The organism is Roseateles sp. GW821-FHT09G09, from assembly GCF_059415965.1.
This window is the reverse complement of record NZ_JBWKOG010000012.1, coordinates 15,122-36,979: the sequence shown is the minus strand read 5'-3', so window position 1 is coordinate 36,979 and position 21,858 is coordinate 15,122. Positions and strand designations below refer to the sequence as shown.

The window sequence follows — 21,858 nt, the reverse complement described above, 5'->3', positions numbered from 1 at the left end:
CAATGGGCCACTGCCAGCCTTTGCGCTAGCCTGCGCCAACCCTCGAATCAATTCGGTACGGCAGCGCACCGAGAAGTTGAATCTGCCGAGTTCCGAACACCGCGGAACACCGCCAGCATTGGAGCCCCATGCACCGACATCCCGACACCCCCGCCGGCACCGTCCATCGCCTGACCCTCGACAGCGAGGTGCTCGCCGGCAACCTGGTCGGCGCCCCCACCCGACGCCTCGTCGACGTCTACATCCCGCACGGCCATGACGGCCGCGGCCTGCCTCTGCTCGTGGACATCGTGGGCTTCACCGCCGGCGGCCCGGTGCACACGAACTGGAAGAACTTCGGCGAGAACGTGCCCGAGCGCCTGGACCGGCTGATCGCCGCCGGCGAGATGCCGCCGGTGGTCGTCGCCTTCCCGGACTGCTTCACCCGGCTGGGCGGCAACCAGTACGTCAACTCGGTCGCCATGGGCCGCTGGGACGATTTCCTCCGCGACGAGGTGGTGAGCTTCGTCGAGTCGCGTTTCCACTGCGGCGGCAGCGGTCGGCGCGGCCTGTTCGGCAAGTCCAGCGGCGGATACGGCGCCATGGTCCATGCCCTGCTGCATCCGGACTTCTGGGCCGCGGCGGCCGTGCATTCCGGCGACATGGGCTTCGAACTGCTCTATCGCCACGAGTTCGTCCCGGTGCTGCGCGCGCTGGCCAAGGAGCCGGACATCGGCCGATGGGTGGACGCCTTCTGGGCCGCGAAGAAGCCCAAGGACAGCGACGTCCACATCCTGATGATGTTCGCCCAGGCCGCGAGCTTCGACCCCGATCCCTCGGCGCCCTACGGCGTCCGGCTGCCGGTGACTGCCGACACCTGCGAGTTGATCCCGGACCGCTGGGACCACTGGCTGGCCTGGGACCCGCTGACGCTGGTCGAATCGCATGGCCGCGGCCTGAGCGCGCTCAAGGCGCTCTACATCGACTGCGGAGACATCGACCAGTACAACCTGGTCTATGGCGCCCGCCGCATGCACAAGCGGCTGGACGCGATGGGCGTGAACCACGTCTATGAAGAGTTCGACGACAACCACACGGCCGTCGACTACCGGATGGACATCAGCCTGCCGATTCTGGCGAAGGCACTTTCATGAGGGCGACTTCCGCCGACGTGCCATTCCAGCGCCTCAGCGCCCGCTGGAAGAACAGGCTGTTCGGCAGCTGCAGCATCGTGCCGTTCTGGGCGTCGCCGCTCTCCAGCAGCGTGGTGTAGACGAGGTTGATGTCGACCACCCGGCCCTTCACGCCGGGCCGGTCGCCCGCCTCCAGCAGCTCGACGACGTCCCCGATCCGGAATGCATGCGTGATGTAGATCAGCAGCGTGCAGAACAGGTTGGACAGCACGCTCCAGGCCGCGAAGAACGCGACCGCGCCGACCGCCGCGAAGCCGGTGAACGCGGTCCACAGCACCGATCCCGACACGCCCAGGCGTTCCAGCGACCACAGCACGGCGCCACCGTAGACCAGCACGCCGATGCTGCGCAGGAACAGCGACGCGACTTTCACGGGGAACCCGTAGCGGGTGGTGAGCCGGCGGGAGATGAGCCGCGCCACGCGCATCAGCAGCCACGCGCCAAGGCCGATGACCGCCACCTCGATCAGCGGGACGAAGATGTCCAGCCATTCGGCCAGCCACAGCGGAAGACGGTCGTGCAGGGATTGGTAGAGCTTGTTCATGGCGCCGCAGATTACACGCCGACGTGAGCCACTTGGCAGCGCACGCGCGCTCGACGAACATCGCGCGCATGAAATTCGCTCAGACCACGCCCATCCTGCGCATCTTCGACGAAGCCAAGGCCCTCGAGTTCTACGTGCAGTTCCTGGGCTTCCAGGTCGACTGGACGCACCGCTTCGAACCTGGGCTGCCGCTGTACCTGCAGGTCTCGCGGGACGGCTGCGTGCTCCACCTCACGGAGCACCATGGCGACGCGTGCCCCGGCGCGGCGATGCGCATCCGGACGGACGACATCGAAGGCTTCCACGCGGAACTGATCGGCCGGCAATACGGCTATGCGCGGCCCGGACTGGAGGACACGCCGTGGGGCTCCAGGGACGTGTCGGTGACGGATCCCTTCGGCAATCGGCTGACATTCACCAACGCGGTGAGCACGTAGACGCCGGTCTTGTCCGCGCTTGTCGGTAAGCCGTGGCGCGGGTCCGATCAACGCGATGGCAGAAGCAGCGGAACGACATGCAGCTCCACGCTCCGGTTGTCGGCGTTCGCGATCTCCGGCCCGGTGATGGTCGGAAGCGCGGCCTTGGGAAGCTCCGACGCGAAGATCCGATTCGCTGCGATCCCGCCCTGCGCCTGCAGGGCACGGCGCACCGCGTCCGCGCGCCTGGCGGCGAGCGCACGATTGAGCTTGTCGCCCGCCACCATGTCCGTGTGAGCGAGCAGCAGAACGCCCATGCCAGGCTGCTGCCGAAGGACTGCCGCCACTTCGTTCAGGACGGCATATGCCGCGGGATCGAGTTCATGGGAATTATTGGGAAACGTCACCCTTCTGGCGGTCTGCACGGGCGGCTGGCCCGCCGGGCAAGACGCGCAGGACACGAACGCCTGGATCACCGTCGGTTTCAGTGACGCATCGTCCTTCTTCGGCGGGTTGGCCGCCCAGGCAAACACAAGGAGCGCAAGAAGACTGACCACCCCCAGGATCTGAACTTTCTTGAGCCCTCGCTCCACCCGCTTTCGCAGCCGGGTGACTGTCGCCCAGAAGCCGATGTCTTGCAGGTTGCGCTCGTATTGATCGAAGCGCTTGCGGAGCGATTCAAGGACAGCGGCATCGAGCGTCTTCTGAGCGACGTCCTTTTCTGCCGCGGTCAACTTCACCCACTGGCCGTCGAGATAGCTCTCGAATGCCTCATAGGAATTGATGTTCTCAGGCAGCAGCGCGCCACGGGAGCGATTGAACTCGGCCTTCACCTCGATCAGCTCGTCCGTTTCCGCAGAAGGGAGGCCGAGCTTCCTGATTGCTTCGTCCGTGTACGAATCTCGCAGGATGATCGGATCGAGAAGATCCGGCCTCAGCATGAAGGTGAGCTCCTTCCAGCCGAGAAACAGGCAGACGGCCACCGTCAACAGCCCGGCAATGGCAAGCGCGAAGCGGAACGTCGCCGGATCCAGTGCCCCGATCCCGGAGAACGGAGAGCCGGCAATGACCGCCCCCGCCGTCCCGGCGAGGATGGTCGACATGGTCTTGACGTTCTCGCGCAGATTGGCGCGCGGTGTCGCGTAGGGATCTGCGTTGTCGCTCATGTTGACTCGGTCCGCGAGGTTGCGTCGATCAGGTGCCAGGGACGTAATAGATCTGCACCGTCTGAAAGTCCGAATCGATCTCGGCGCCCTTGCTCGCGACATCGGTCAGGTCGATGGGATTCGCCAGGTCCCGCCGAAGCAGCAGCACGTTCAAGGTTCGCGCATCGGGAACGATCCGTCGCTGGGCCTGCTGCTTCAAATGATCGGCCATGGCCTTTGGAGAACGCGTGATCAGGTCGCCCCACAGCGCGGCGTGTCGGACGACCGGCGCGGTCCTCCGGATGGATTTCCCCCAGGCTTCCTTGAGGGCCGCGTCGGCAAGATCGAGTCGCGCCACGTGCACGAGCCGGCCTGGCAGCGCCAGTTCGGTCAGATCAAGAGGCGATCGGAGCATCGAGGGCAGCGCGATCCGGGATGAGGAACCCGCCCGTCGACTTGCAGGCATGATCGCCCTCCATCCGTCATTACTCCTCGCTGACCCCCCATGATCACCTGCCACCTCCGCTACGTCCTCGACCCCTACAAGCTCCAGGAGTTCGAGCATTACGCCAAGGTCTGGATCCCGCTCGTGCGCAAGTTCGGCGGCGTGCACCACGGCTATCTGCTGCCCTCGGAGGGCGCGAACAACATCGCGCTCGCGTCCTTCTCCTTCCCGTCGCTCGCCGCCTACGAGACCTATCGGACGCAGTCCCTCGCCGACCCGGAATGCCAGGCCGCCTTCCGCTACGCCGAGGACACGCGCTGCATCCTGAGCTACGAGCGCACGTTCTTCCGGCCGGTGTTCGAGTGAGCTGACAGCGGCCCCCGCTGGGGGCCCGGCTCGCGCCCTCCGGTCCGCGCGTCGCCGGTCCCACAAAGATCAGCATTCTGCTGATGGCCGCACCCGCGCGCTCCGCGCACCATGCCGGCGTCGATCCGACCAGGAAGGACGCCGCCATGAAGATCATTCCCCGTCGAACCGCCGCGAGCCGGTCCTGCGTGGCCGCCGCCTTCCTCGTGGCCATCGCCCTTTCCGGCTGCGCGGTCTCGCCCGCGCCAGCGCCCAGATCCCTTGCGGAAAGCAGCGCGACGCCCATGCCGGTCTATGTCGCCGAACCCGGATTCCCGCAGCCGTCGGGGGTGCGCTTCGACACGGTCAGCTGGGTCGAGCGCGATCCGCGCACCGGCTTCCTGCATGTGCTGCAGCGCGCCGATCCGGTCGTCAGCGTGTGGGCGCCGGATGGCCGCCTTGTGTCGACCTGGCCGGCCACGGGCACGCTCGGCGATCCGCATTCGCTGGCTATCCATGCGGCCCCGGACGGCTCGACCCAGGTCTGGATCACCGACATTGCGCCGCTTCAGCCCGCCGGGCCCGCGTTCGGGCACTGCCTCAAGCGCTTCACGCCGGAGGGCCGACTCGTCGCGACCCTCGGCACCTGCGGCCAGAACTCCCAGGGCACGGGCCTCGATCCGGTGCAGTTCGACAAGGTCACCGACGTGGCCTGGAATGCCGTGGGCCAGTTGCTGGTCACCGACGGCGACGTCGGCGGGCTCAACAACCGCGTGCTCCGCCTCGATGCCGCAGGCCGCGTGCTGGCCCATTGGAGCGCTCCCGGCGATCGGTCCGGCAGCGGACCCGGGGAGTTCAACCTTCCTCATGCCGCGGTGGTCGACCGCTGCGATCGGCTCTGGGTCGCGGATGCGCTCAATCATCGCGTGCAGGTCATCGACGCGACGGGACGACCGGTCGGCAGCCTCGATGGATTCGGAGCACTCGGCGTCTACGCCCTGGCCTTCGGGCCGAGGCTGGACTCGCCCGCGCGTCAGGTGCTCTTCATCGGCGCCAGTCCGAGCGCGGGAGGCGGTGTGGGGAACGTCTCGCTGTTCGCCGTGCCCATGGACTGCGCAGCCACGGCTCCCGCGGCGTTGCCCGCCGCCGCCGCTGCTTCGGCCGCTTCCGGTCTGGTCGACCTGACCGGTCTGTCCGGCCTCAGACCCTTCACGCGCTTCGACGTTCCCCTGCCCGCGTCCTCGTCGACCACGCTGCTGCACGCGATGGCCGTCGACCCGGTCACCTGGGACGTCTACCTCGCCGTGCTGGGCACCGGCGTGCCGCCCGCGAAATGGACGGCCACCTGGCCCTCGGGCCGGCCCCGCCCCTGAAGTCGCTGCTGCCGCAACAGCAGCAGCAGCAGCCCCCTCGCCCGTTCCTTCACCGGAGGTTCCCATGACCCCATCGACGATCGATCCCGTGCCGCCCTCGGCCTATCCGGCCTTCCAGCCGGTGGACGGGCCGCCGCCAGCCATGTCCGCGGCCTGGAGCGCGACGGTGCTGCTGCATCCGTTCAGTCCGCCGCTGTCCAGCGATCCGCAGCCGGACAACCCCTTCTTCCAGCTCTGCACCGCCGACATCCTGTGCGTGCCCGGCAGCTACCTGTCCGCGCAGGTCAGCGGCACCGCCTACGGCCAGTGGTGGTACGTCATCACCCAGGACGCGACGGCCTTGTCCACCGACGGCGGCCAGACCTGGTCCCCGGTGGACCTCGGATGGTCGCTGCCGACGGACTGGTACGGCGCGCAGGCCCCCCATGCCGCCTGCGCCGGCTCGGCCCCGCTCAACTGGATGAGCGACCAGTCCGTGGACTGGTGGAAGGTCCCGGTGCCCCTCCCCCAGTCGCCGCCCGCGGCGACGTGGATGTGGTTCGACTCGTCCACGAGCGCGCCCGTGCGCATGATGTTCGGCAACGGTCCGCCCTCGCCCACGATGGGCGATCCGACCCAGCTGGGGTTCTTCCAGATGTGGTCTTTCACGTATTTCCCGAGCTTCCAGTCCTACGACAGCGCCGCCGCGGCCCCGACCCGGCCGACCATTTTCGCGGCCGCGTCCATCCCGGGTTTCGCGGTCGGCAATCCGAACGGCTATGCGCTGTTCCGCTGGAACACCAACTTCGGCATGACGGCCTTCATGACGCCGGTCAACGGCCAGTTCGACCCGCTGCCGACGCGCGTGCTGTATGCGTGGAAGGATGACGCCGACTACCGCGTCTACAGCGATCGCGCGCAGGACACGCTGATGCTGTTCACCTATAACCCGGACGACCCCGATGGCACCGTGTCGCAGACCGCGCTGCTGACCGGACCGGCGCCGTCGGGCACCACGCCGCCGCCCCAGAGCGCGACCGGCTTCCTGATCACCGCCTACGGGAACGCGCCGTCCACCTGCCAGGGCGGCAGCCAGTTCCCCTTCCCGCAGGAACCGCCGGACTGGATCTCCACCCCCGGCGTCGAGGGCACGATCCAGGCGACGATCTCCGGCAACCCGGTGATCGCGCCCGGCACGACGGTGACCGTCTGCTCGGTGCTGTTCCCGCCGGCGCCGCCCAACTATCCCGAGGCCACCTACCTCTGGACCTGGTACGCGCCGCAGAACGCCAGCGGCACGCAGAGCCGCCCGGTCACCTTCATGCAGTCGCAGTCCGGCGTGAACCTTGGCACCAGCCTGGCGCTGGCGGACTACTACTTCTACGAGGAGTTCACGCAGCCGATCAACCCGGGCAACTTCGACATCCCGTCGGTCTGCGGCGTGCAGACGCGCAACATCGGCCTGCGGCGTCGCCTGCCCTGAAGGGAGGCTGGGCCGCCTGGGCAGGCTGCTCCGGCGGCCTGCCCAGGCAAGGCGCACTGCCTGACGAGCCGGCTTCGAGCCGGTTCAGTCGCTCTTTCAGTCGCTCTTGAACAGCGCGTTGACCTGCTCGAACAGGCGCATCCAGCTCGACTGGAAGGTCGATTGCTGCTGGAGGTGGAAGTCGCTGTAGCGGTTGCCTTCGAGCTCCGGCCGGGGCAGCGGCGCGCGATCCAATGCGGCATGGCGGCGGTCGATCACCACGCGCGACGTGAGCAGGTCCGCCACCTGGGGCGGCAGGTCGCCGTGAGCGGCCGCGAGGTAGGCGGCGATCGTGGTGTGGTCGCTGGTCACCAGGTTGACGCCCTCGACGACCTTGGGCGGCATGTGCGACTGCAGCGCCTCCACCGAGCTGCGCGCCGCGGTCAACTGATCGCCCAGCACCACGTTCTTCGGCAGGCTGCTGGACACGGCCCCCATGTGGGACGACGCGAGCGAGGCGTACTTGTCGGTGGTCGCGTCGTCGTACAGCGCCTCCAGTTGCCGTTGCAGGACCTGCAGGCTGGCACAGGTGCCGCGCATGCGACCCAGGATCTTCCGCTCGTCGCCGTCCACGACCTTGCGCGCCACCAGCGGCAGCCAGTCGGACGTCAACCGGAGCCAGTCGGCGGTGGTCCCGCGCCAGTACGCGTCCCGCTTCGCCGCCTCGACGTCGGTGGATGCTTCCAGGCGCTTCGCGAGCGGGATGGCGATCTCGAGGTACTTCTGCAGGCAGTCGACGTAGCCGTCCAGACGCCTGTGCAAGGCCCGCGCGCCGTCGATCCGGTCGCGGTCCGCCATCGCCTGGCGCAGCGCCTTCGCGTGGACGTCCTCGAGCGCGCTCGACACATACCTGTACGGCATCCTCCCGGCGAAGGCGAACCGGTAGGCCGTGCCGCCGATGACCTCGAGCGAGGCCTTGCCGGTCGCATGCGGCTTGAGGCGCACGCCGACCACCGGCGGTCGACCGCCGGTCTCCAGCTTCTCCTTCGCGGGCCGGACGGCTGTGGTATCCGCCAGCAGCTTGAAGACTTCGCGTGCGATCTTGCGGGTCGCCACATGGCTGCTGGCCGGCCGCAGTTCGATCAGGTAGCGGAACAGGTCCTCCGGTGACTCGATGCCGGCGTCCTGGTTGAAATGCAGCCCCTTGTCGTAGACGGGCTCCATCTCGCTGGCCAAGTTGCGCTCCGAGATCCCGAACACCTGCGACACGGCGTTCACATCCGGCCCCATGCCGTACACGACCAGATCCGCCTGCAGCGTCTCCACGAGCGTCTGCGGGACGCCGTTCCCGCCGCGCGCGCCGACGTCCAGGGCCACGCCGCCCGCGCCCACGCGCGCCGCCAGGTAGTCGTGGCCGACGACGGTGATGACGCCCTCCTTGACGATCCGCTTGCCCGGCGAGGACGGCCGGTTCTTCATGACCTCGTCGTAGCGGCCTTCGACGTATTCGTTGTCGGTGCCCTTGAGGAAAGCGGGGCGCTTCGTCGACGGATCGCGGCCGCCGCCGCCGGGCTCGGTGCCGGTGATCCAGTAGATCGGATTGACCATGAGGTCCGGGTAGCGGCGCAGCACGGTGGACATGACGTCGATGGCGGCGTTCGGCCCGACGACGGCGATCGAGCGGATGCTGCCCGGCGTCAGCTCGCCGTCGACCATGGCGCGCTGGAAACGGTCCATGTCGATCATCCGGGGCACCGCGGCGCCGCGCCCGGTCTTGTTGTCCCGGTGCTCGCGGCCGTCGCCGGCCCAGCTCACCTGGTCGGGCTCCTTGTGCTTGCCGATGCCCAGTCCGGCGATCACCTTGCGCGCGTGGAAGGTCGGGCCGTCCGCCGTGGTGATGGTGAAGTACTCGCCTGAACCGTGGCGCTCCACCTTCAGGATCTTGCGCGTATGGATGTTGGGCCAGCGCCTGATCACTTCGGCGATGCGCTCGGACAGCGTGCGCCTGGGAGCGAGGCCGCCCTCGGCATCGAGCAGGCCACGCCCCTGGTACCCGTCGGGCGCGATCATGTGGAGCGGGTGGTTGACGACGCCTTCGCTGCCGCGCTCGCCGGCCCAGGGCTGGGTCTCGCCGATGATGACGGTCGACGCCGGATCCAGCGAGCGGCCCGCGGTGGTCAGGTAGTAGGCGACGCTCGCCCCCGCACCGAGGATGGCCACCGGAAAGCTGTTGTCGCCCGGCGGCAGCCCGGCCTTTCCGCTCATGGCCTGGCGATCCGCCGCGCCCTGCGCCTCATCCGCTGCCTTGCCCTCCTTGAGCTCGCGGACGATCTCGACGCCCTCGGCGCCATCGACAACGATGGTGCCGTCGAGGATCAGTTCCCGCCGTGCCTGGAAGTAGAAAAGGGCCAGGTGTTGCGGATCGCGCAGGTCGATGGTGCCGTGGTCCACGTCGCTGCGCCGCATGCGCGCCAACAAGGCTTCCAGCTTCGAATAGCGCTTGAGGTGGGCGAGCACCGCCTCCGCGCGGCGCAGTTCCGCGACGGTCTGTCCCGCGCGGGGATCCTTGCACTCGAGCGGCAGCAATGATGGCTCGTGCGCCAGGATGGCGTCGTGCAGGTCCGGCGCGGAGAACGCGATGTCCTCCTGCTCCGTGCGGACCTTGCCGTCGGGCAGGCGGACGGCCAGCCGGCGCTGTGCCACCGCCGGCTTCGCCGCCGGGCCGAAGACCGCATCGATGCGCTGGCGCTGGGCGGCGATGTAGGGACTGCCGTCGATCAGGGAGGCCGCGGTCGCGACGCCCGGCGATGTCTGGCCTTGCGCGGGCCCGACCACCTTCGCGCGCGGCTCCGTCGCCGGCATCGCGGCTGGGCGGGCAATGCGGTCCTGATGCGGCATGGCGGCAGTCGACGGGTGGCGAGCGCTGCGGATTCGCGCCCTGGCCGTCACTGTCGAAGCGCCCGTGCGCGCCGTCCATCGGCGGGATGCCGAGATCGCGCCCCACAAAATCCGAGAGCTTGCCGGGGGAGGGATCGCTTCTTGCCAGTACCAGTCGCTCGCACACCGGCGATCCCGCCGGTCATCATTGTTTCAACGACAAGGAGATCCTCATGAAGCGTTCCCTGCTCATCGCCGCAACCGCCACCGTTCTGTCCCTGGGCATCGCCGCCGGTCCCGCCATGGCGCAAGCCGCCTCCAGCCCGACGTCCGGCTCCGTCGATCAGGCCAAGGCGCTGAAGAAGCAGGCCGATGCCGATTACAAGGCGGCCAAGAAGGCTTGCAACGCCATGAAGGGCGATGCCGAAAAGCAGTGCGAAAAGGACGCCAAGGCGACCCACGAAAAGGCCGAGGCGGATGCCAAGGCCATGAAGGAAAAGGCTGAGGCGGACAAGAAGGCCATGAAGTAATCCGAGGCGCCAGCTGCGGCGTCGAGACGCCGCGCCCCCACGGGGTCAGAAGTTTGAGATACTGTATATAACATCAGTTCTCAAGCCTGACCCCGTTCGTGCTTTACACCGTCGCCGTCCGCGAGCTCTGCGAGTTCACCGCCAAGCAAGGCGATCTGGATCTGCGCTTCACCCCGGCGCCGACGGCCCAGGAAGGCATCGCCGGCCATGCGCTGGTGTACGAGCGCCGGGGGCCGGCCTATCGACGGGAACTGACGCTCAGCGGCGACTTCAAGGACCTCCATGTGCGAGGCCGCGCCGACGGTTTCGATCCGGAGCGTCGACGCCTCGAGGAGATCAAGACCTTCCGCGGCAGCCTCGATCGCCAGAGGCCCACGCATCGACGGCTTCACTGGGCCCAGGCCAAGGTCTACGCGTGGCTGCAGTGCCAGGCAGAGGGCCTGACCGACATCGAGGTCGCGCTGGTCTATCTGGACCTCGGCAGCCAGGAAGAGACGCTGCTGACCGAGCGTTGCTCGGCCGCGGAACTGCGGGCGCACTTCGAATCCCTGTGCGAGCGCTTCCTGGCCTTGGCGGTCCTCGAGCTCGATCACCGCGAGCGCCGCGACGCGGCGCTCCTGGCGCTGCGCTTCCCGTTCGGAGACTTCCGAGGCGGGCAACGGCCGCTTGCCGAGGCGGTCTACCGTGCCGCCGCCACCGGCCGCTGCCTGCTCGCGCAGGCGCCGACCGGCATCGGCAAGACGATGGGCACCCTCTTCCCGTTGCTGAAGGCCGCGCCCGGACAGCGCCTGGACAAGCTGTTCTTCCTGGCGGCGAAGACTTCGGGGCGGCAGACCGCGCTGGATGCGGTGGAGCGGCTCGCGCCCGCCGTGCCGCTGCGCGTGCTGGAGCTCGTCGCACGCGACAAGGCCTGCGAGCATCCGGACAAGGCCTGCAACGGCGAGTCCTGTCCGCTGGCCAAGGGCTTCTACGACCGGCTGCCCGCCGCCAGGTCGACGGCGCTGCGCATCGGGCAAGACCTGGACACGCGTGCGCGCAGTGCCGCCGGCGTCGCGTTGACCCGTGAGGCCGTGCGCGAGGCCGCGCTGGCCCACGAGGTCTGCCCGTATTATCTCAGCCAGGAACTGGCCCGCTGGGCGGACGTCGTGGTCGGCGACTACAACTACTACTTCGACCATGGCGCCCTGCTCCACGGGCTGACGCAGGTCAACCAATGGCGCATCGGGCTGCTCGTCGACGAGGCGCACAACCTCGTCGAACGCGGCCGCAAGATGTTCAGCGCGACGCTGTCGCCGGAGCGGCTCTTCCAGGCACGGCGATCGGCGGGCGCGTCGGCCTCGCCGCTGGTCCGCAAGGCCTTGGACAAGGTGCACCGGAGCTGGCGGGCCATCGACAAGGCGCAGGCCGAGCCCTATGCGGCGTACGAGGCCTTCCCCGAGTCGCTGCTGAGCGCGCTCCAGCACGGCATCGGCGTGATCGCTGAACACCTCGCCGAACACCTCGGCGCCCAGCCGGACGACACCGACCGCGCGCTGCTCGACTTCCATTTCGAGGCGATGCACCTGGCGCGCGCGGTGGAGTCCTTCGGCCCGCATTCGCTGGTGGACGTGCAGAAGCCTGACGGCTTCAGCGTCAAGCCCGGCACGTCCGTCATCTGCATCCGCAACATCGTCCCCGCGACCTTCCTGCGGCCGCGGCTCGCGGCCGCACACACGAGCACGCTGTTCTCCGCGACGCTGCAGCCCCAGGCCTTTCACGCCGACCTGCTGGGACTGCCCGAGAACCACGCGAACATCGAAGTGCCCTCGCCCTTCGACGCCAGCCAGCTGCAGGTGCATGTCGCAGCCCACATCTCGACGCGCTACCAGCACCGGCGCGCGTCGCTGCAGCCGATCGCCGACCTGATCGCCGCGCAGTATGGCCGCGCGCCGGGGAACTACCTGGCCTTCCTCAGCAGCTACGACTATCTGGAGCAGGTGGCCGGGCTACTCGCCGAACGCCACCCCGACGTGCCGCAATGGCGCCAGTCGCGCCGCATGAGCGAGGGCGAGCAGCGCCAGTTCCTCGACCGGTTCACCGAAGACGGCCGTGGCGTCGGTTTCGCGGTGCTGGGCGGCGCGTTCGCGGAAGGCGTGGACCTGCCGGGACGGCGGCTGATCGGCGCCTTCCTGTCGACGCTGGGACTGCCGCAGGTCAATGCCGTCAACGAGCAGATCCGGGCGCGCATGGAAAAGCTGTTCGGCGCCGGCTACGACTACACCTACCTGTACCCGGGTTTGCAGAAAGTCGTGCAAGCGGCGGGCCGCGTGATCCGCACGACCGAGGACCGCGGCGTGGTCCACCTGATCGATGACCGGTTCGCGCGTGCGGAGGTGCAGCGGCTGCTGCCGGCGTGGTGGGATCAGGGGCTTCGCGCCCGCCAGTAAGAAGGCGTCAGCACTGCCACCGCCGCTGGCCCTCACCCCCACCCTCTCTCCCGCAAGCGGGAGAGGGAGCCACACCGACACCCTTCCTGCTCCCGCTCCCGCTTGCGGGCGAGGGCTGGGGTGAGGGCCAGCGGCGCACCGCAGTCAGGCCCCATGCTTGCCAAGGGAGCCTTGACCATGAGCTCCACCCGCGTCTATCGCTGCACCTGCGGCCACCGCCTCTACTTCCGCAACAGCGCCTGCCTGGCCTGTGCGGCGCCGCTCGGCTTCCTGCCGGACGACCTGACGCTGCACGCGTTGCTGCCCGGCCCGGCCACCGCGACCTGGCGCATCGACGGCGTGGACGGGCTCTTCATCCGCTGCGCCAACTTCCACACCGCCGCCGGCTGCAACTGGCTGATGCCGCTCGATGACCGACGTCAGGGACAGCTCTGCGTCGCCTGCGCGCTCAACCGCATGATTCCCGACCTATCGGATCCCATCAACGCTGAACTCTGGGGCCGCCTGGAGCGCGCCAAGCGGCGTCTCGTCTCGCAACTGCTCGGGTTGAACCTGCCGGTCGCGCCGAAGTCCGAGGCCGGCCCGCGCGGGCTCGCCTTCGACTTCCTGCGCACGCTCCCGGGACAGCCGCGCGTGATGACCGGGCACGCCTGGGGCGTCATCACCATCAACATCGAGGAAGCCGACGATGCCAAGCGCGAGGCCGCCCGCCAGCGCATGGGCGAGTCCTACCGGACGCTGCTCGGGCACTTCCGTCACGAGATCGGTCATTACTACTGGGACCGGCTGGTCGCCGGCACGGCCTGGCACGAGCCCTTCCGCGCGCTGTTCGGCGACGAACGCCTCGACTACGCCGGCGCGCTTCGACGCCATCACCAGACCGGCCCGCCGCCGGACTGGTCGCAACGCTTCATCACCTCGTACGCCAGCGCGCATCCGTGGGAGGATTGGGCCGAGACCTGGGCGCACTACCTGCACTTGCGCGACACCGTCGACACCGCCGGCAGCTTCAAGCTGCTGAGCACCGTCGACGACGCGCGCCCCCTGCCCTACGGCCCCGGCGACCTCTGGTCGGCCGGCCACGCCACCGGCCCCGACTTCCTGCACCTGCTGCGCGACTGGCTCGCCATCACCAGCGTGATGAACGAAATGTCCCGCGCGATGGGCCAGCCCGATTTCTATCCCTTCGTGCTGCAGCGCCGGGTGGTCCCGAAGCTGCACTTCATCCATTGCGTCGTCGAGAACGGCAGGACCCCATGATTCGCCTCGATCTCCACTTCGAACTGGACTACCAGATCAATTCGCCGCACGGCGACTTCGTGTTCAACATCCAGCCGGCCCACACGGCGGCGCAGCGGGTGCTGCAGGAGCGCGTCGTGTTGACGCCCGACGTGCCGTGGCGCTCGGAAACGATCGCCAGCACGCGCAACCGGCTGCTGCGGCTGCGCGCGCCGCAGGGCGCCTTCCACCTGACCTACACCGCCAGCGTCTCGATCGAGCACGGCATCGCCGATCCGGCCTTCATCGAGGAATGCCCGATCGACGAGTTGCCCGTCGAGTTCCTGACCTACCTGGCGCCCAGCCGCTATTGCGAATCCGATCGGCTCACCTCGTGGGCCGAGGCCGAGTTCGGTCATGTGCCGCCGGGGCATGCGCGCGCCGCCGCGATCGCGACGTGGGTGCAGCGGCACATCGCGTATTCCCCCTTCGGATCGACCACGCAGACCACCGCGCTCGACACCCTGACGGATCGCGTCGGCGTCTGCCGCGACCAGGCGCACGTGATGATCGCGCTCTGCCGGGCGCTCTCGATGCCGGCGCGCTATGTGACCGGCACGGACTACGGCGCCGATCCGACCAAGGCGCCGGACTTCCACGCCTATGTCGAGGTCTACCTCGGCAGGCGCTGGTACACCTTCGACGCCTCGGGCACCGGCATCCCGATGGGCTTCGTGCGCATCGGCACCGGACGCGACGCGGCGGACGTGCCGTTCGCCACGATGTTCGGCCAGATCCAGACGCCGTTCGCGCCGCTGGTGCGGGCGACGGCGTGCGACGGCCCCGGGCTGCAGCTGCCCGTCGAGGTGGGCCACGCGCTGTCCACCGACGGCGATTCGGCGGGTTGCCACCTCGCGCCGATCGCGGCCTGAGCGTCTGGGCTCGACGATCTGCTCAACGTCCTGAATGGAAGTCTGTCCTACACCACCCCGATTCGGCTGACGTTAACCTCAGGGGCGACACCCTCTTGAAAGAGACCCCATGGAATCGCCCAACCACCAGTTCCACGAGTTGTTCGATCAACTCGGCCTGCCCTCCTCCGAGGCGGAGATCCGCGAGTTCATCTCCGTGCACCGTCCGCTGCCGGGCGACGTGAAGATCACCGAGGCCCCGTTCTGGACCGAACAGCAGTCGCGCTTGCTGAAGGAACTGCTGCTGCAGGACGCGGACTGGGCGGAGGTCGTCGATCAGTTGAACGTCGCTCTCCACTGATTCATGCGGAAGTCGGCGGGTGCGGCGTCCGCCGCGCTCGATGTCGCTGCGCCGCCGGTTGCACTGGCCCGCGCCCTGATCGGTTGGCGCCTGCTGGTCGACGGCGTCGGTGGACGCATTGTCGAGACGGAGGCCTACGACGTCGATGACGAGGCCTCCCACGCCTTCCGCGGGCGGACGACCCGGAACGGCGCGATGTTCGGACCACCGGGTTCCACCTACGTCTACCGATCCTATGGTCTGCACTGGTGCTTCAACATCGTCTGCCGCGAGTCGGGTCACGGCGCGGCCGTACTCATCCGAGCCTTGGAACCGACACACGGGCTCGATCTCATGCGACAGAGACGACGCCTCGACGATCCGCGCCAGCTGTGTTCCGGCCCCGGAAAATTGACCGAAGCCTTGGGCATCACCGGTGCGCACGATCGCCTCCAGATCGACGAGCCGCCGTTCGCGCTCGTTCCCCCGACGGGTGATGCCGACGTCGCCTGCGGGGTGCGCGTCGGCATTTCAAAGGCGCAGCATCTGCCGTGGCGCTTCGCGCTGGCTCGATCGCCTTTCCTCAGCAGGAAGCTCTGAAGCGGCGCCAGGGGGCTCCCTGGCGCCGCTTCAATTCAACTTCTGCCGATCGATCGGCGCGAGGCTCTGACGCACATGCGCCAGTGCGGCCATCACCTTGTAGGAAGGCACGCCCGAAGCGAGCAGTCTCCGCGCGGCGTGGAGCAGCACGAGGTCCTGGAACGTGAAGCGCATGTCCCGACTGGGCGTGAGCAGGTCGTCGGAGATCAAGGCCTTGATGTAGTCCTTCGGCAGGCCGGTGATGTCGCCGGCCTGGCTCATCGAGAACGGGGCGGTGGCTGCGGGCATGACGTTCTCCTGGATGCAGAGACCCGACGGTACGTTTTGCGGGATCGCAGCGGGACCGGAGAAACCTCCGACGCGGTGTAGGACCGAAGGAGTTCCGCGTGGAAGCGATGCGTCTCGCCGACATCGCCAGCGGCGCCCGCAGCGATGTCATCGCCTTTTCCGCGGTCGCACGGCGCTTCGCAGGAGCGTCGTCTGCCATCTGTCAGGCATCCACTCCTAGGATTCCCATGCCGCCGCGTTTCCGGATATCCATGCTGTTTGTCGGCATCTCCCTGTCGCTGGGCGCCAGCGCCCAGCAAGGCGACGGCACCGACGTGCCCATCCGCACCCACGTCTTCAAGCCTGACAAGGTGGCCGCCACCGATGCCCGCGTGAAGGCGCTCAAGGCGCCTGCCGGCTTCAAGGTCTCGGTCTTCGCCAAGGACCTCAAGAACGCCCGGATCATCGCCGTCGCACCCGACGGACGCGTCTACGTCAGCCGGCGCGACACCGGGGACGTCGTGCTGCTGGAGGACCGCGACGGCGACGGCGTGGCCGACGGCCCGCCGGTGAAGGTGCTGGACCGGGCCGGTACCCACGGCCTGGCCATCCACGACGGCAAACTGTACGTCGCGACGGTCAAGGAGATCTTCGTGGCACCGCTGCAGGCCGACGGCCGTGTCGGCGAGCTCACGCTCATCGTCGGCGATCTGCCCGATGCGGGCCAGCATCCGAACCGGACGATCGCCTTCGGACCCGACGGCATGCTCTACATCACTGCAGGCTCGACCTGCAACGCCTGCAACGAGAGCAACCCCGAGAACGCGACGATCCTGCGGGCGTCGCCGGACGGCAAGAGCCGCGTGATCGTCGCCAGCGGCCTGCGCAACACGATCGGCCTGGACTGGCATCCCGCCACCGGCGAGCTGTGGGGCATGGACCACGGCATCGATTTCCTCGGCGACGAGGTGCAGCCCGAGGAGCTCAACAGGATCGAGCAGGGCAAGCGCTACGGCTGGCCGCACGTCTGGGGCGACGGCGGCATCAATCCACAGAGCACGCCGCCGGGCGAGGTCACCAAGGCGCAATGGAAGGCCGACAGCGTGCCGATGACGCTGGGCTACAAGGCCCACGCGGCGCCGATGCAGCTGGTCTTCGCCAAGGGCGGCGGTCGCTTCCCCGCCGAATACGCCGGCGACGCCTTCGTGACGATGCGCGGTTCGTGGAATCGCAAGGAGGCGTCGGGCTATGAGATCGTCCGCATCCGCTTCGCCGACGGCAAGCCGCAGCGCATCGAGCCTTTCGTCACCGGTTTCCTCACCGACCGCGGTCGCACGCACATCGCGCGGCCGGTCGGCCTCGCCTGGGCCAAGGACGGCGCGCTGCTGATGGCGGACGATGCCAACGGCGTCATCTACCGCGTGTCGTATGAAGGGAAAGCCGCGCCCGCGGCAGCGATGCAGACGCCGGCGGACGAGATGAAGCGCCAGGCGCAGCGCGGCGTCGGCGTGCCGCTCGCGAAGGATAGGCCGGAGACCGCTGCCGGCAGTGCGGCGTCCATGACGTTGACGTCCACCGCCTTCGCGCCCGACGCGGCGATTCCTCCCCGGCACAGCGAATACGCGGACGGTGTCTCGCCGGCCTTGCGCTGGCAGGCCGTCCCGGGCGCGAAGAGCTACGTGCTGCTGGTCGAGGATCCCGACGCCAAGCCGATCACCCCCTTCGTCCACTGGGTCGCCTGGAACATTCCCGGCGATGTGACCGCCCTGCCCGAGGGGCTGCAGGAACAGGAGCGCCTCACCCAGCCCGCGGGCCTGATGCAGGGCGCGACCAGCCGCGGTTCCATCGGGTACTACGGCCCGCGGCCGCCGGTCGGCGATCCGCCGCACCGCTACCACTTCCAGGTCTTCGCGCTGGACACCCTGCTGCAGCTGCCGCTGGGCGCGGACCGTGACGCCGTGCTGGCCGCCGCCCAGGGGCACATCGTCGGCAAGGGGGCGCTCGTCGGGACCTACCGGCAGGAGGTGAAGCCGCCCAAATGACCTCACGACCCCAAGCGCAAAGGAGCCTTGAATCATGTTCGACCTGCATGTCCCCTGGTGGGAGCTGCTGGCGCGCGCCGCGCTGATCTACCTCGCCCTGTTCGCCATGGTGAGACTCTCGGGAAAACGCACGGTCGGCCAGTTCACGCCCTTCGACCTCCTGGTCGTGATGCTGCTCAGCGAGGCCGTCAGCAACGGCCTGAGCGGCGGGGAGGACTCGGTCGCCGGCGCATGGATCCTGGCCGCCGCGTTGATCGTCATGAATGCAGTGATCGGCTTCCTGGGATCACGGAGCCAGCGCCTGGAGGCGCTGCTCGAGGGTTCACCCGTGATCATCGGCCGCGACGGCCAATGGTTCGCGCGGGAGCTGCGCCGGCATCGCCTCGGCATCGCGGACGTCGAGAAGGCGTTGCGCGAGGTCGACTGCAAGCTGGAAGACCTTCAGATGGGCGTGCTCGAAAGCGATGGGAGCATCAGCATCCTCAAGCGCAAGTAGTCTCACGGTCGCGACGGGGTCACCCTCGCCTTCAGCACGTCCTTCATCCAGGCGAGCGCGTCGCCCTTGCGCTCCGGCGATTCCGCAGCGGTGCAGTCGCTGGGCACGGCGACCCTGAAACCGCGCACGTAGGCATCCATCGCGGTGCACTTGACGCAGTAGTCGGTGGCCAGGCCCGTGATGACGAGGTCCTTGGTCCCGAGCTGCTCGAGGAGCAGGTCCAGTGGCGTGGCATAGAAGCCGGAGTGGCGCGGCTTCAGGATCATCAGGTCGACCTTGGACGGGGCGAGCAGCCGGGCGAGTTGAGCCGCGGCACCGCCGATGCGCCTGCACTCCTGAAGCAGCGTGCGCACGTCCGACCGCCATTGGCCGAAGTTGTCGTTGACGTAGATGACGCAGGCGCCGTCGTGATGGAACTGCTTCTTCAGACGCGCGGTGGCCCTCGCCGCTTCCACGGCGGCCTCGGCGATGTCCTGCGCGCCGTCGAAGGCGAGCGGATTGATGAAGTCGACCAGCAGGAGCACCTTGCGCGAACGGGGCATGCCCGTTCCGCTGGCGACCTGCTGGTCGATCTCACGGTGTGCCGAAGCGGCCATCGATCGCTGTCCTCACGGGGCGGACCGGCCGGCACGGCCGGCGCCTCCCTCAGTGCGCGGTGGGGTACTGCGCCAGCAGCTCGTCCTTGCGGCTCTGCAGGCGCTGTCCAAGCTCGACCAGGTCCAGCCGGGACTTCTTCGCCTTGGGGAACATCTCGTTCTGCTCCTCCTTGACGTGGTGCTTGACCCACTCGCTCATGACCTTGACCTTGGCGTCGTAGTCCTCGCCGTAGGGCTCGACCCCTTCCACGGCCGCGATCAGGTCCTTGACGCTCTGGTGCTCGACCCTGGCCTCGGGCACGAGTTCCTTGTCGCGCAGCGCGGCCTGGACCTCGGGGTAGAAGATCTCTTCCTCGACCTGGGCGTGGACGGTCAGCTCCTGGCAGATCTGCGCCACGAGCTGCCGCTTCTTGGCAGTGGAGCGGGACTTCTCGAACTGGTCGAACAGCTCGCTGACCTTCTTGTGGTCGGCCCGCAGCAAGGACACGGCGTCGGGCGTGCGCGGCGATGCCTTGGCGGCGGATTTCCGGACGGCAGGGGTACGGGCAGTGGTGGTAGAGGGCATGTCGGCTCCTGGCGATGGCTGGAAAGGATTCAAGACGGAGGTCGCGGAGGGCCCGGGCCAGGCCCGGGCGATCCGCCACCAGCACAAACTGGCAAAGGGCGAGCCCGACCTGCCCGCGCCCGAACGCGACTTGCGGCGCCATAATCGGCGCAAGCATTCAGCGTCAGGATTCCCGATGAGTTCCTCTCCCTCGCACGGGATGGCCGACAGCCCCGAGCGTCTCGGGATGTTCGTTTCCTCCATCACGGACTACGCCATCTACATGCTCACGCCGCAGGGGCGCGTGAGCAGTTGGAACGCGGGGGCGGAGCGCTTCAAGGGCTACACCGCGTCGGAGATCATCGGTCAGCACTTCTCGCGCTTCTACACGGACGAGGACCAGGCCACCGGACTGCCCGAGCGGGCACTGCGGCTCGCGGAGACCACGGGGAAGTTCGAGGCCGAGGGCTGGCGCGTGCGCAAGGACGGCACGCGCTTCTGGGCGACGGTGGTCATCGATCCGATCCGCAACGAGCACCGGGAACTCGTCGGCTTCGCCAAGATCACGCGCGACGTGACCGAGCGCCGGGCCGCCGAGCAGCAGCTGCGCGAGAGCGAGCAGCGCTTCCGGCTGCTCGTGCAGGGCGTCACCGACTACGCCATCTACATGCTGTCGCCGGACGGTGTCGTCACCAACTGGAACGCCGGCGCCCGTCGCATCAAGGGTTACGACGAAGCGGAGGCCGTTGGCAGCCACTTCTCGCGCTTCTACTCCGACGAGGACCGGTCGGCGGGCAAGCCCGCCGCCGCGCTCGAAGCCGCCGCGAAGGCCGGCCGCTTCGAAGCCGAGGGCGTGCGGGTCCGCAAGGACGGCAGCCGCTTCATGGCGCACGTGGTCATCGACGCCATCCGCGACGACGACGGTCGACTGCTCGGGTTCGCCAAGATCACGCGGGACATCACCGAGCGCGTGACCGCGCAGGAAGAGCTCGCGCGCGCCAAGGACGCGCTGTATCAGGCCCAGAAGATGGACGCCCTCGGCAAGGTGACCGGCGGCGTCGCGCACGACTTCAACAATCTGCTGGGCGTCGTCGTCAACGGCCTGGCGATCCTGCGCCGCAAGGTGGATCTCGGCCCGGAGGTGCGATTGATCGACACCATAGAGCAGGCGCTCGACCGCGGCGTGAAGCTGGTCCGGCAACTGCTCGCGTTCGCGCGGCAACAACCGCTGGAGCGCGCCAAGCGCGACCTCAATCGGGTCGTGTCGGCGTTCGAGTCCGTGCTGCGGCGGGCCGGGCCGGGCGATGTCTCGCTGGAGTTCTCCCTGGCGCCGGCCGTGCCGCCCGCCCTGGTGGACGTCACGCAGGTGGAGGCCGCCCTGCTCAACCTCGTCGTCAACGCGTTCGACGCCACGCCCGCGGGCGGGCGCATCGTCGTGTCGAGCCGCGTCGAGGACCTGGCGGACCAGCAGGTCAAGTCGCTCAAGGCGGGGAGATACGTCGCCATCGCCGTGGCGGACTCCGGCCACGGCATGTCGGCGCAGACGCTGGCGAATGCCGTCGATCCCTTCTTCACGACCAAGCCCGCCGGCAAGGGAACGGGGCTCGGACTCAGTCAGGTCTACGGCATGGTGCAGCAATCGGGCGGCGACCTGGACATCCAGTCGCAGCCGTCGATCGGCACGACGATCACGCTCTACTTTCCCGCCGTCGAAGACGGCACGCCGCTGCTGGCCGATCCGGAGGTCGAGACCGTGCTGGTCGTGGACGATCAGTCCGAGGTGCTCGACATGACCGGCGAGCTGTTCCGGACGCTGGGCTTCGCGGTGTTGTCGGCGAACTCCGGCGAGCGGGCGCTCCAGGTGCTGCGGGACACGCCCGCGGTGAACCTGCTGTTCAGCGACGTGGTCATGCCCGGCATGGGCGGCGTGGAGCTCGCCGAGAAGGCGGTGGCGGCACGCCCCGGCCTGCGCGTCATCCTCACCTCGGGTTTCGCCGGCGATCTCCGCGACGGGCCGGCGCAAGGGCGGCTCGGAGGCTTCCCCTTCCTGTCCAAGCCCTACCGCCTCAACGACGTCATCAAGAAGCTGCGCGCGCTGCATTGAGCGGCCGGCCGGCCGCCCCGGCGTGG

21 protein-coding genes are annotated in these 21,858 nt (G+C 68.5%); 14 read left to right on the top strand and 7 right to left on the bottom strand.

All coding sequences use genetic code 11. The annotated features are described in order from the left end of the window. Positions 1-128 precede the first annotated feature (128 nt). A complete protein-coding gene (locus tag AC07O8_RS25060) occupies positions 129-1,133 on the top strand; it encodes an alpha/beta hydrolase (RefSeq protein ID WP_495050643.1) in 1,005 nt (334 codons plus the stop codon). On the opposite strand, the gene AC07O8_RS25055 is transcribed toward AC07O8_RS25060, so the two are convergent. Further along, the gene (locus tag AC07O8_RS25055; protein WP_495050642.1) at positions 1,099-1,716 is read right to left on the bottom strand and encodes a mechanosensitive ion channel domain-containing protein; all 618 of its coding nucleotides are present in this window, start codon (positions 1,714-1,716) and stop codon (positions 1,099-1,101) included. The two genes, AC07O8_RS25060 and AC07O8_RS25055, sit on opposite strands and share 35 nt — an antisense overlap. 68 nt (positions 1,717-1,784) lie before the next feature. On the opposite strand from AC07O8_RS25055, the gene AC07O8_RS25050 reads away from it, so the two are divergent. After that, entirely contained in the window at positions 1,785-2,153 is a 369-nt protein-coding gene (locus AC07O8_RS25050) for a glyoxalase superfamily protein (protein ID WP_297524061.1), read from the top strand. A gap of 47 nt (positions 2,154-2,200) precedes the next feature. On the opposite strand, the gene AC07O8_RS25045 is transcribed toward AC07O8_RS25050, so the two are convergent. Together AC07O8_RS25045 and AC07O8_RS25040 are read right to left on the bottom strand one after the other, a co-directional pair. Then, the gene (locus AC07O8_RS25045; RefSeq protein WP_495050641.1) at positions 2,201-3,298 is read right to left on the bottom strand and encodes an OmpA family protein; all 1,098 of its coding nucleotides are present in this window, start codon (positions 3,296-3,298) and stop codon (positions 2,201-2,203) included. 28 nt (positions 3,299-3,326) lie between these two features. After that, a complete protein-coding gene (locus AC07O8_RS25040; RefSeq protein WP_495050640.1) occupies positions 3,327-3,692 on the bottom strand; it encodes a hypothetical protein in 366 nt (121 codons plus the stop codon). A gap of 90 nt (positions 3,693-3,782) precedes the next feature. Between AC07O8_RS25040 and AC07O8_RS25035 the strand changes: the two genes are divergently transcribed. The 3 genes from AC07O8_RS25035 (at position 3,783) to AC07O8_RS25025 (ending at position 6,902) form a co-directional block, all read left to right on the top strand. Further along, positions 3,783-4,088 carry an NIPSNAP family protein gene (locus tag AC07O8_RS25035; RefSeq protein ID WP_495050639.1) on the top strand — a complete coding sequence of 102 codons (306 nt, stop codon included), beginning with the start codon at positions 3,783-3,785 and terminating at the stop codon, positions 4,086-4,088. 146 nt (positions 4,089-4,234) lie between these two features. After that, positions 4,235-5,440 carry an NHL repeat-containing protein gene (locus AC07O8_RS25030; RefSeq protein ID WP_495050638.1) on the top strand — a complete coding sequence of 402 codons (1,206 nt, stop codon included), beginning with the start codon at positions 4,235-4,237 and terminating at the stop codon, positions 5,438-5,440. A gap of 64 nt (positions 5,441-5,504) precedes the next feature. After that, positions 5,505-6,902 carry a hypothetical protein gene (locus AC07O8_RS25025; protein WP_495050637.1) on the top strand — a complete coding sequence of 466 codons (1,398 nt, stop codon included), beginning with the start codon at positions 5,505-5,507 and terminating at the stop codon, positions 6,900-6,902. 96 nt (positions 6,903-6,998) lie between these two features. On the opposite strand, the gene AC07O8_RS25020 is transcribed toward AC07O8_RS25025, so the two are convergent. Beyond that, positions 6,999-9,779, bottom strand: a complete 2,781-nt coding sequence (locus AC07O8_RS25020) for a hypothetical protein (protein ID WP_495050636.1) — start codon at positions 9,777-9,779, stop codon at positions 6,999-7,001. A gap of 212 nt (positions 9,780-9,991) precedes the next feature. Between AC07O8_RS25020 and AC07O8_RS25015 the strand changes: the two genes are divergently transcribed. From AC07O8_RS25015 to AC07O8_RS24990, 6 genes are all read left to right on the top strand, one after another. After that, positions 9,992-10,288 (top strand): cell envelope biogenesis protein TolA, encoded by a 297-nt coding sequence (locus AC07O8_RS25015; protein WP_495050635.1) that lies wholly within the window; start codon positions 9,992-9,994, stop codon positions 10,286-10,288. A gap of 98 nt (positions 10,289-10,386) precedes the next feature. Further along, positions 10,387-12,714, top strand: coding sequence for an ATP-dependent DNA helicase (locus tag AC07O8_RS25010; protein WP_495050634.1), 2,328 nt, complete (start codon positions 10,387-10,389; stop codon positions 12,712-12,714). A gap of 177 nt (positions 12,715-12,891) precedes the next feature. Further along, positions 12,892-13,974, top strand: coding sequence for a zinc-binding metallopeptidase family protein (locus AC07O8_RS25005; protein ID WP_495050633.1), 1,083 nt, complete (start codon positions 12,892-12,894; stop codon positions 13,972-13,974). Then, complete coding sequence (locus tag AC07O8_RS25000; RefSeq protein WP_495050632.1) at positions 13,971-14,864, top strand: transglutaminase-like domain-containing protein; 894 nt, start codon at positions 13,971-13,973, stop codon at positions 14,862-14,864. The genes AC07O8_RS25005 and AC07O8_RS25000 overlap by 4 nt, the downstream gene beginning before the upstream one ends. A 109-nt stretch (positions 14,865-14,973) precedes the next feature. Next, positions 14,974-15,204, top strand: a complete 231-nt coding sequence (locus AC07O8_RS24995) for a DUF2789 domain-containing protein (RefSeq protein WP_495050631.1) — start codon at positions 14,974-14,976, stop codon at positions 15,202-15,204. 3 nt (positions 15,205-15,207) lie between these two features. After that, positions 15,208-15,783, top strand: coding sequence for a DNA-3-methyladenine glycosylase (locus AC07O8_RS24990; protein ID WP_495050630.1), 576 nt, complete (start codon positions 15,208-15,210; stop codon positions 15,781-15,783). A gap of 30 nt (positions 15,784-15,813) precedes the next feature. Here AC07O8_RS24990 and AC07O8_RS24985 read toward each other — a convergent pair whose 3' ends face one another. Next, positions 15,814-16,071: a hypothetical protein gene (locus AC07O8_RS24985; RefSeq protein WP_495050629.1), complete on the bottom strand. Its 258-nt coding sequence runs from the start codon at positions 16,069-16,071 to the stop codon at positions 15,814-15,816. A 251-nt stretch (positions 16,072-16,322) separates the two neighbouring features. On the opposite strand from AC07O8_RS24985, the gene AC07O8_RS24980 reads away from it, so the two are divergent. Both AC07O8_RS24980 and AC07O8_RS24975 read left to right on the top strand, forming a co-directional pair. Further along, positions 16,323-18,092: a YbhB/YbcL family Raf kinase inhibitor-like protein gene (locus AC07O8_RS24980; protein ID WP_495050628.1), complete on the top strand. Its 1,770-nt coding sequence runs from the start codon at positions 16,323-16,325 to the stop codon at positions 18,090-18,092. A gap of 34 nt (positions 18,093-18,126) precedes the next feature. Continuing rightward, a complete protein-coding gene (locus AC07O8_RS24975) occupies positions 18,127-18,588 on the top strand; it encodes a DUF421 domain-containing protein (RefSeq protein ID WP_495050627.1) in 462 nt (153 codons plus the stop codon). Between the two features lie 2 nt (positions 18,589-18,590). On the opposite strand, the gene AC07O8_RS24970 is transcribed toward AC07O8_RS24975, so the two are convergent. Both AC07O8_RS24970 and AC07O8_RS24965 read right to left on the bottom strand, forming a co-directional pair. Beyond that, positions 18,591-19,184 (bottom strand): cysteine hydrolase family protein, encoded by a 594-nt coding sequence (locus AC07O8_RS24970; RefSeq protein ID WP_495050626.1) that lies wholly within the window; start codon positions 19,182-19,184, stop codon positions 18,591-18,593. Positions 19,185-19,233: 49 nt separating this feature from the next. Next, a complete protein-coding gene (locus AC07O8_RS24965; RefSeq protein WP_495050625.1) occupies positions 19,234-19,749 on the bottom strand; it encodes a hemerythrin domain-containing protein in 516 nt (171 codons plus the stop codon). 175 nt (positions 19,750-19,924) lie between these two features. Between AC07O8_RS24965 and AC07O8_RS24960 the strand changes: the two genes are divergently transcribed. After that, entirely contained in the window at positions 19,925-21,832 is a 1,908-nt protein-coding gene (locus tag AC07O8_RS24960) for a hybrid sensor histidine kinase/response regulator (RefSeq protein WP_495050624.1), read from the top strand. Positions 21,833-21,858: the final 26 nt, after the last annotated feature.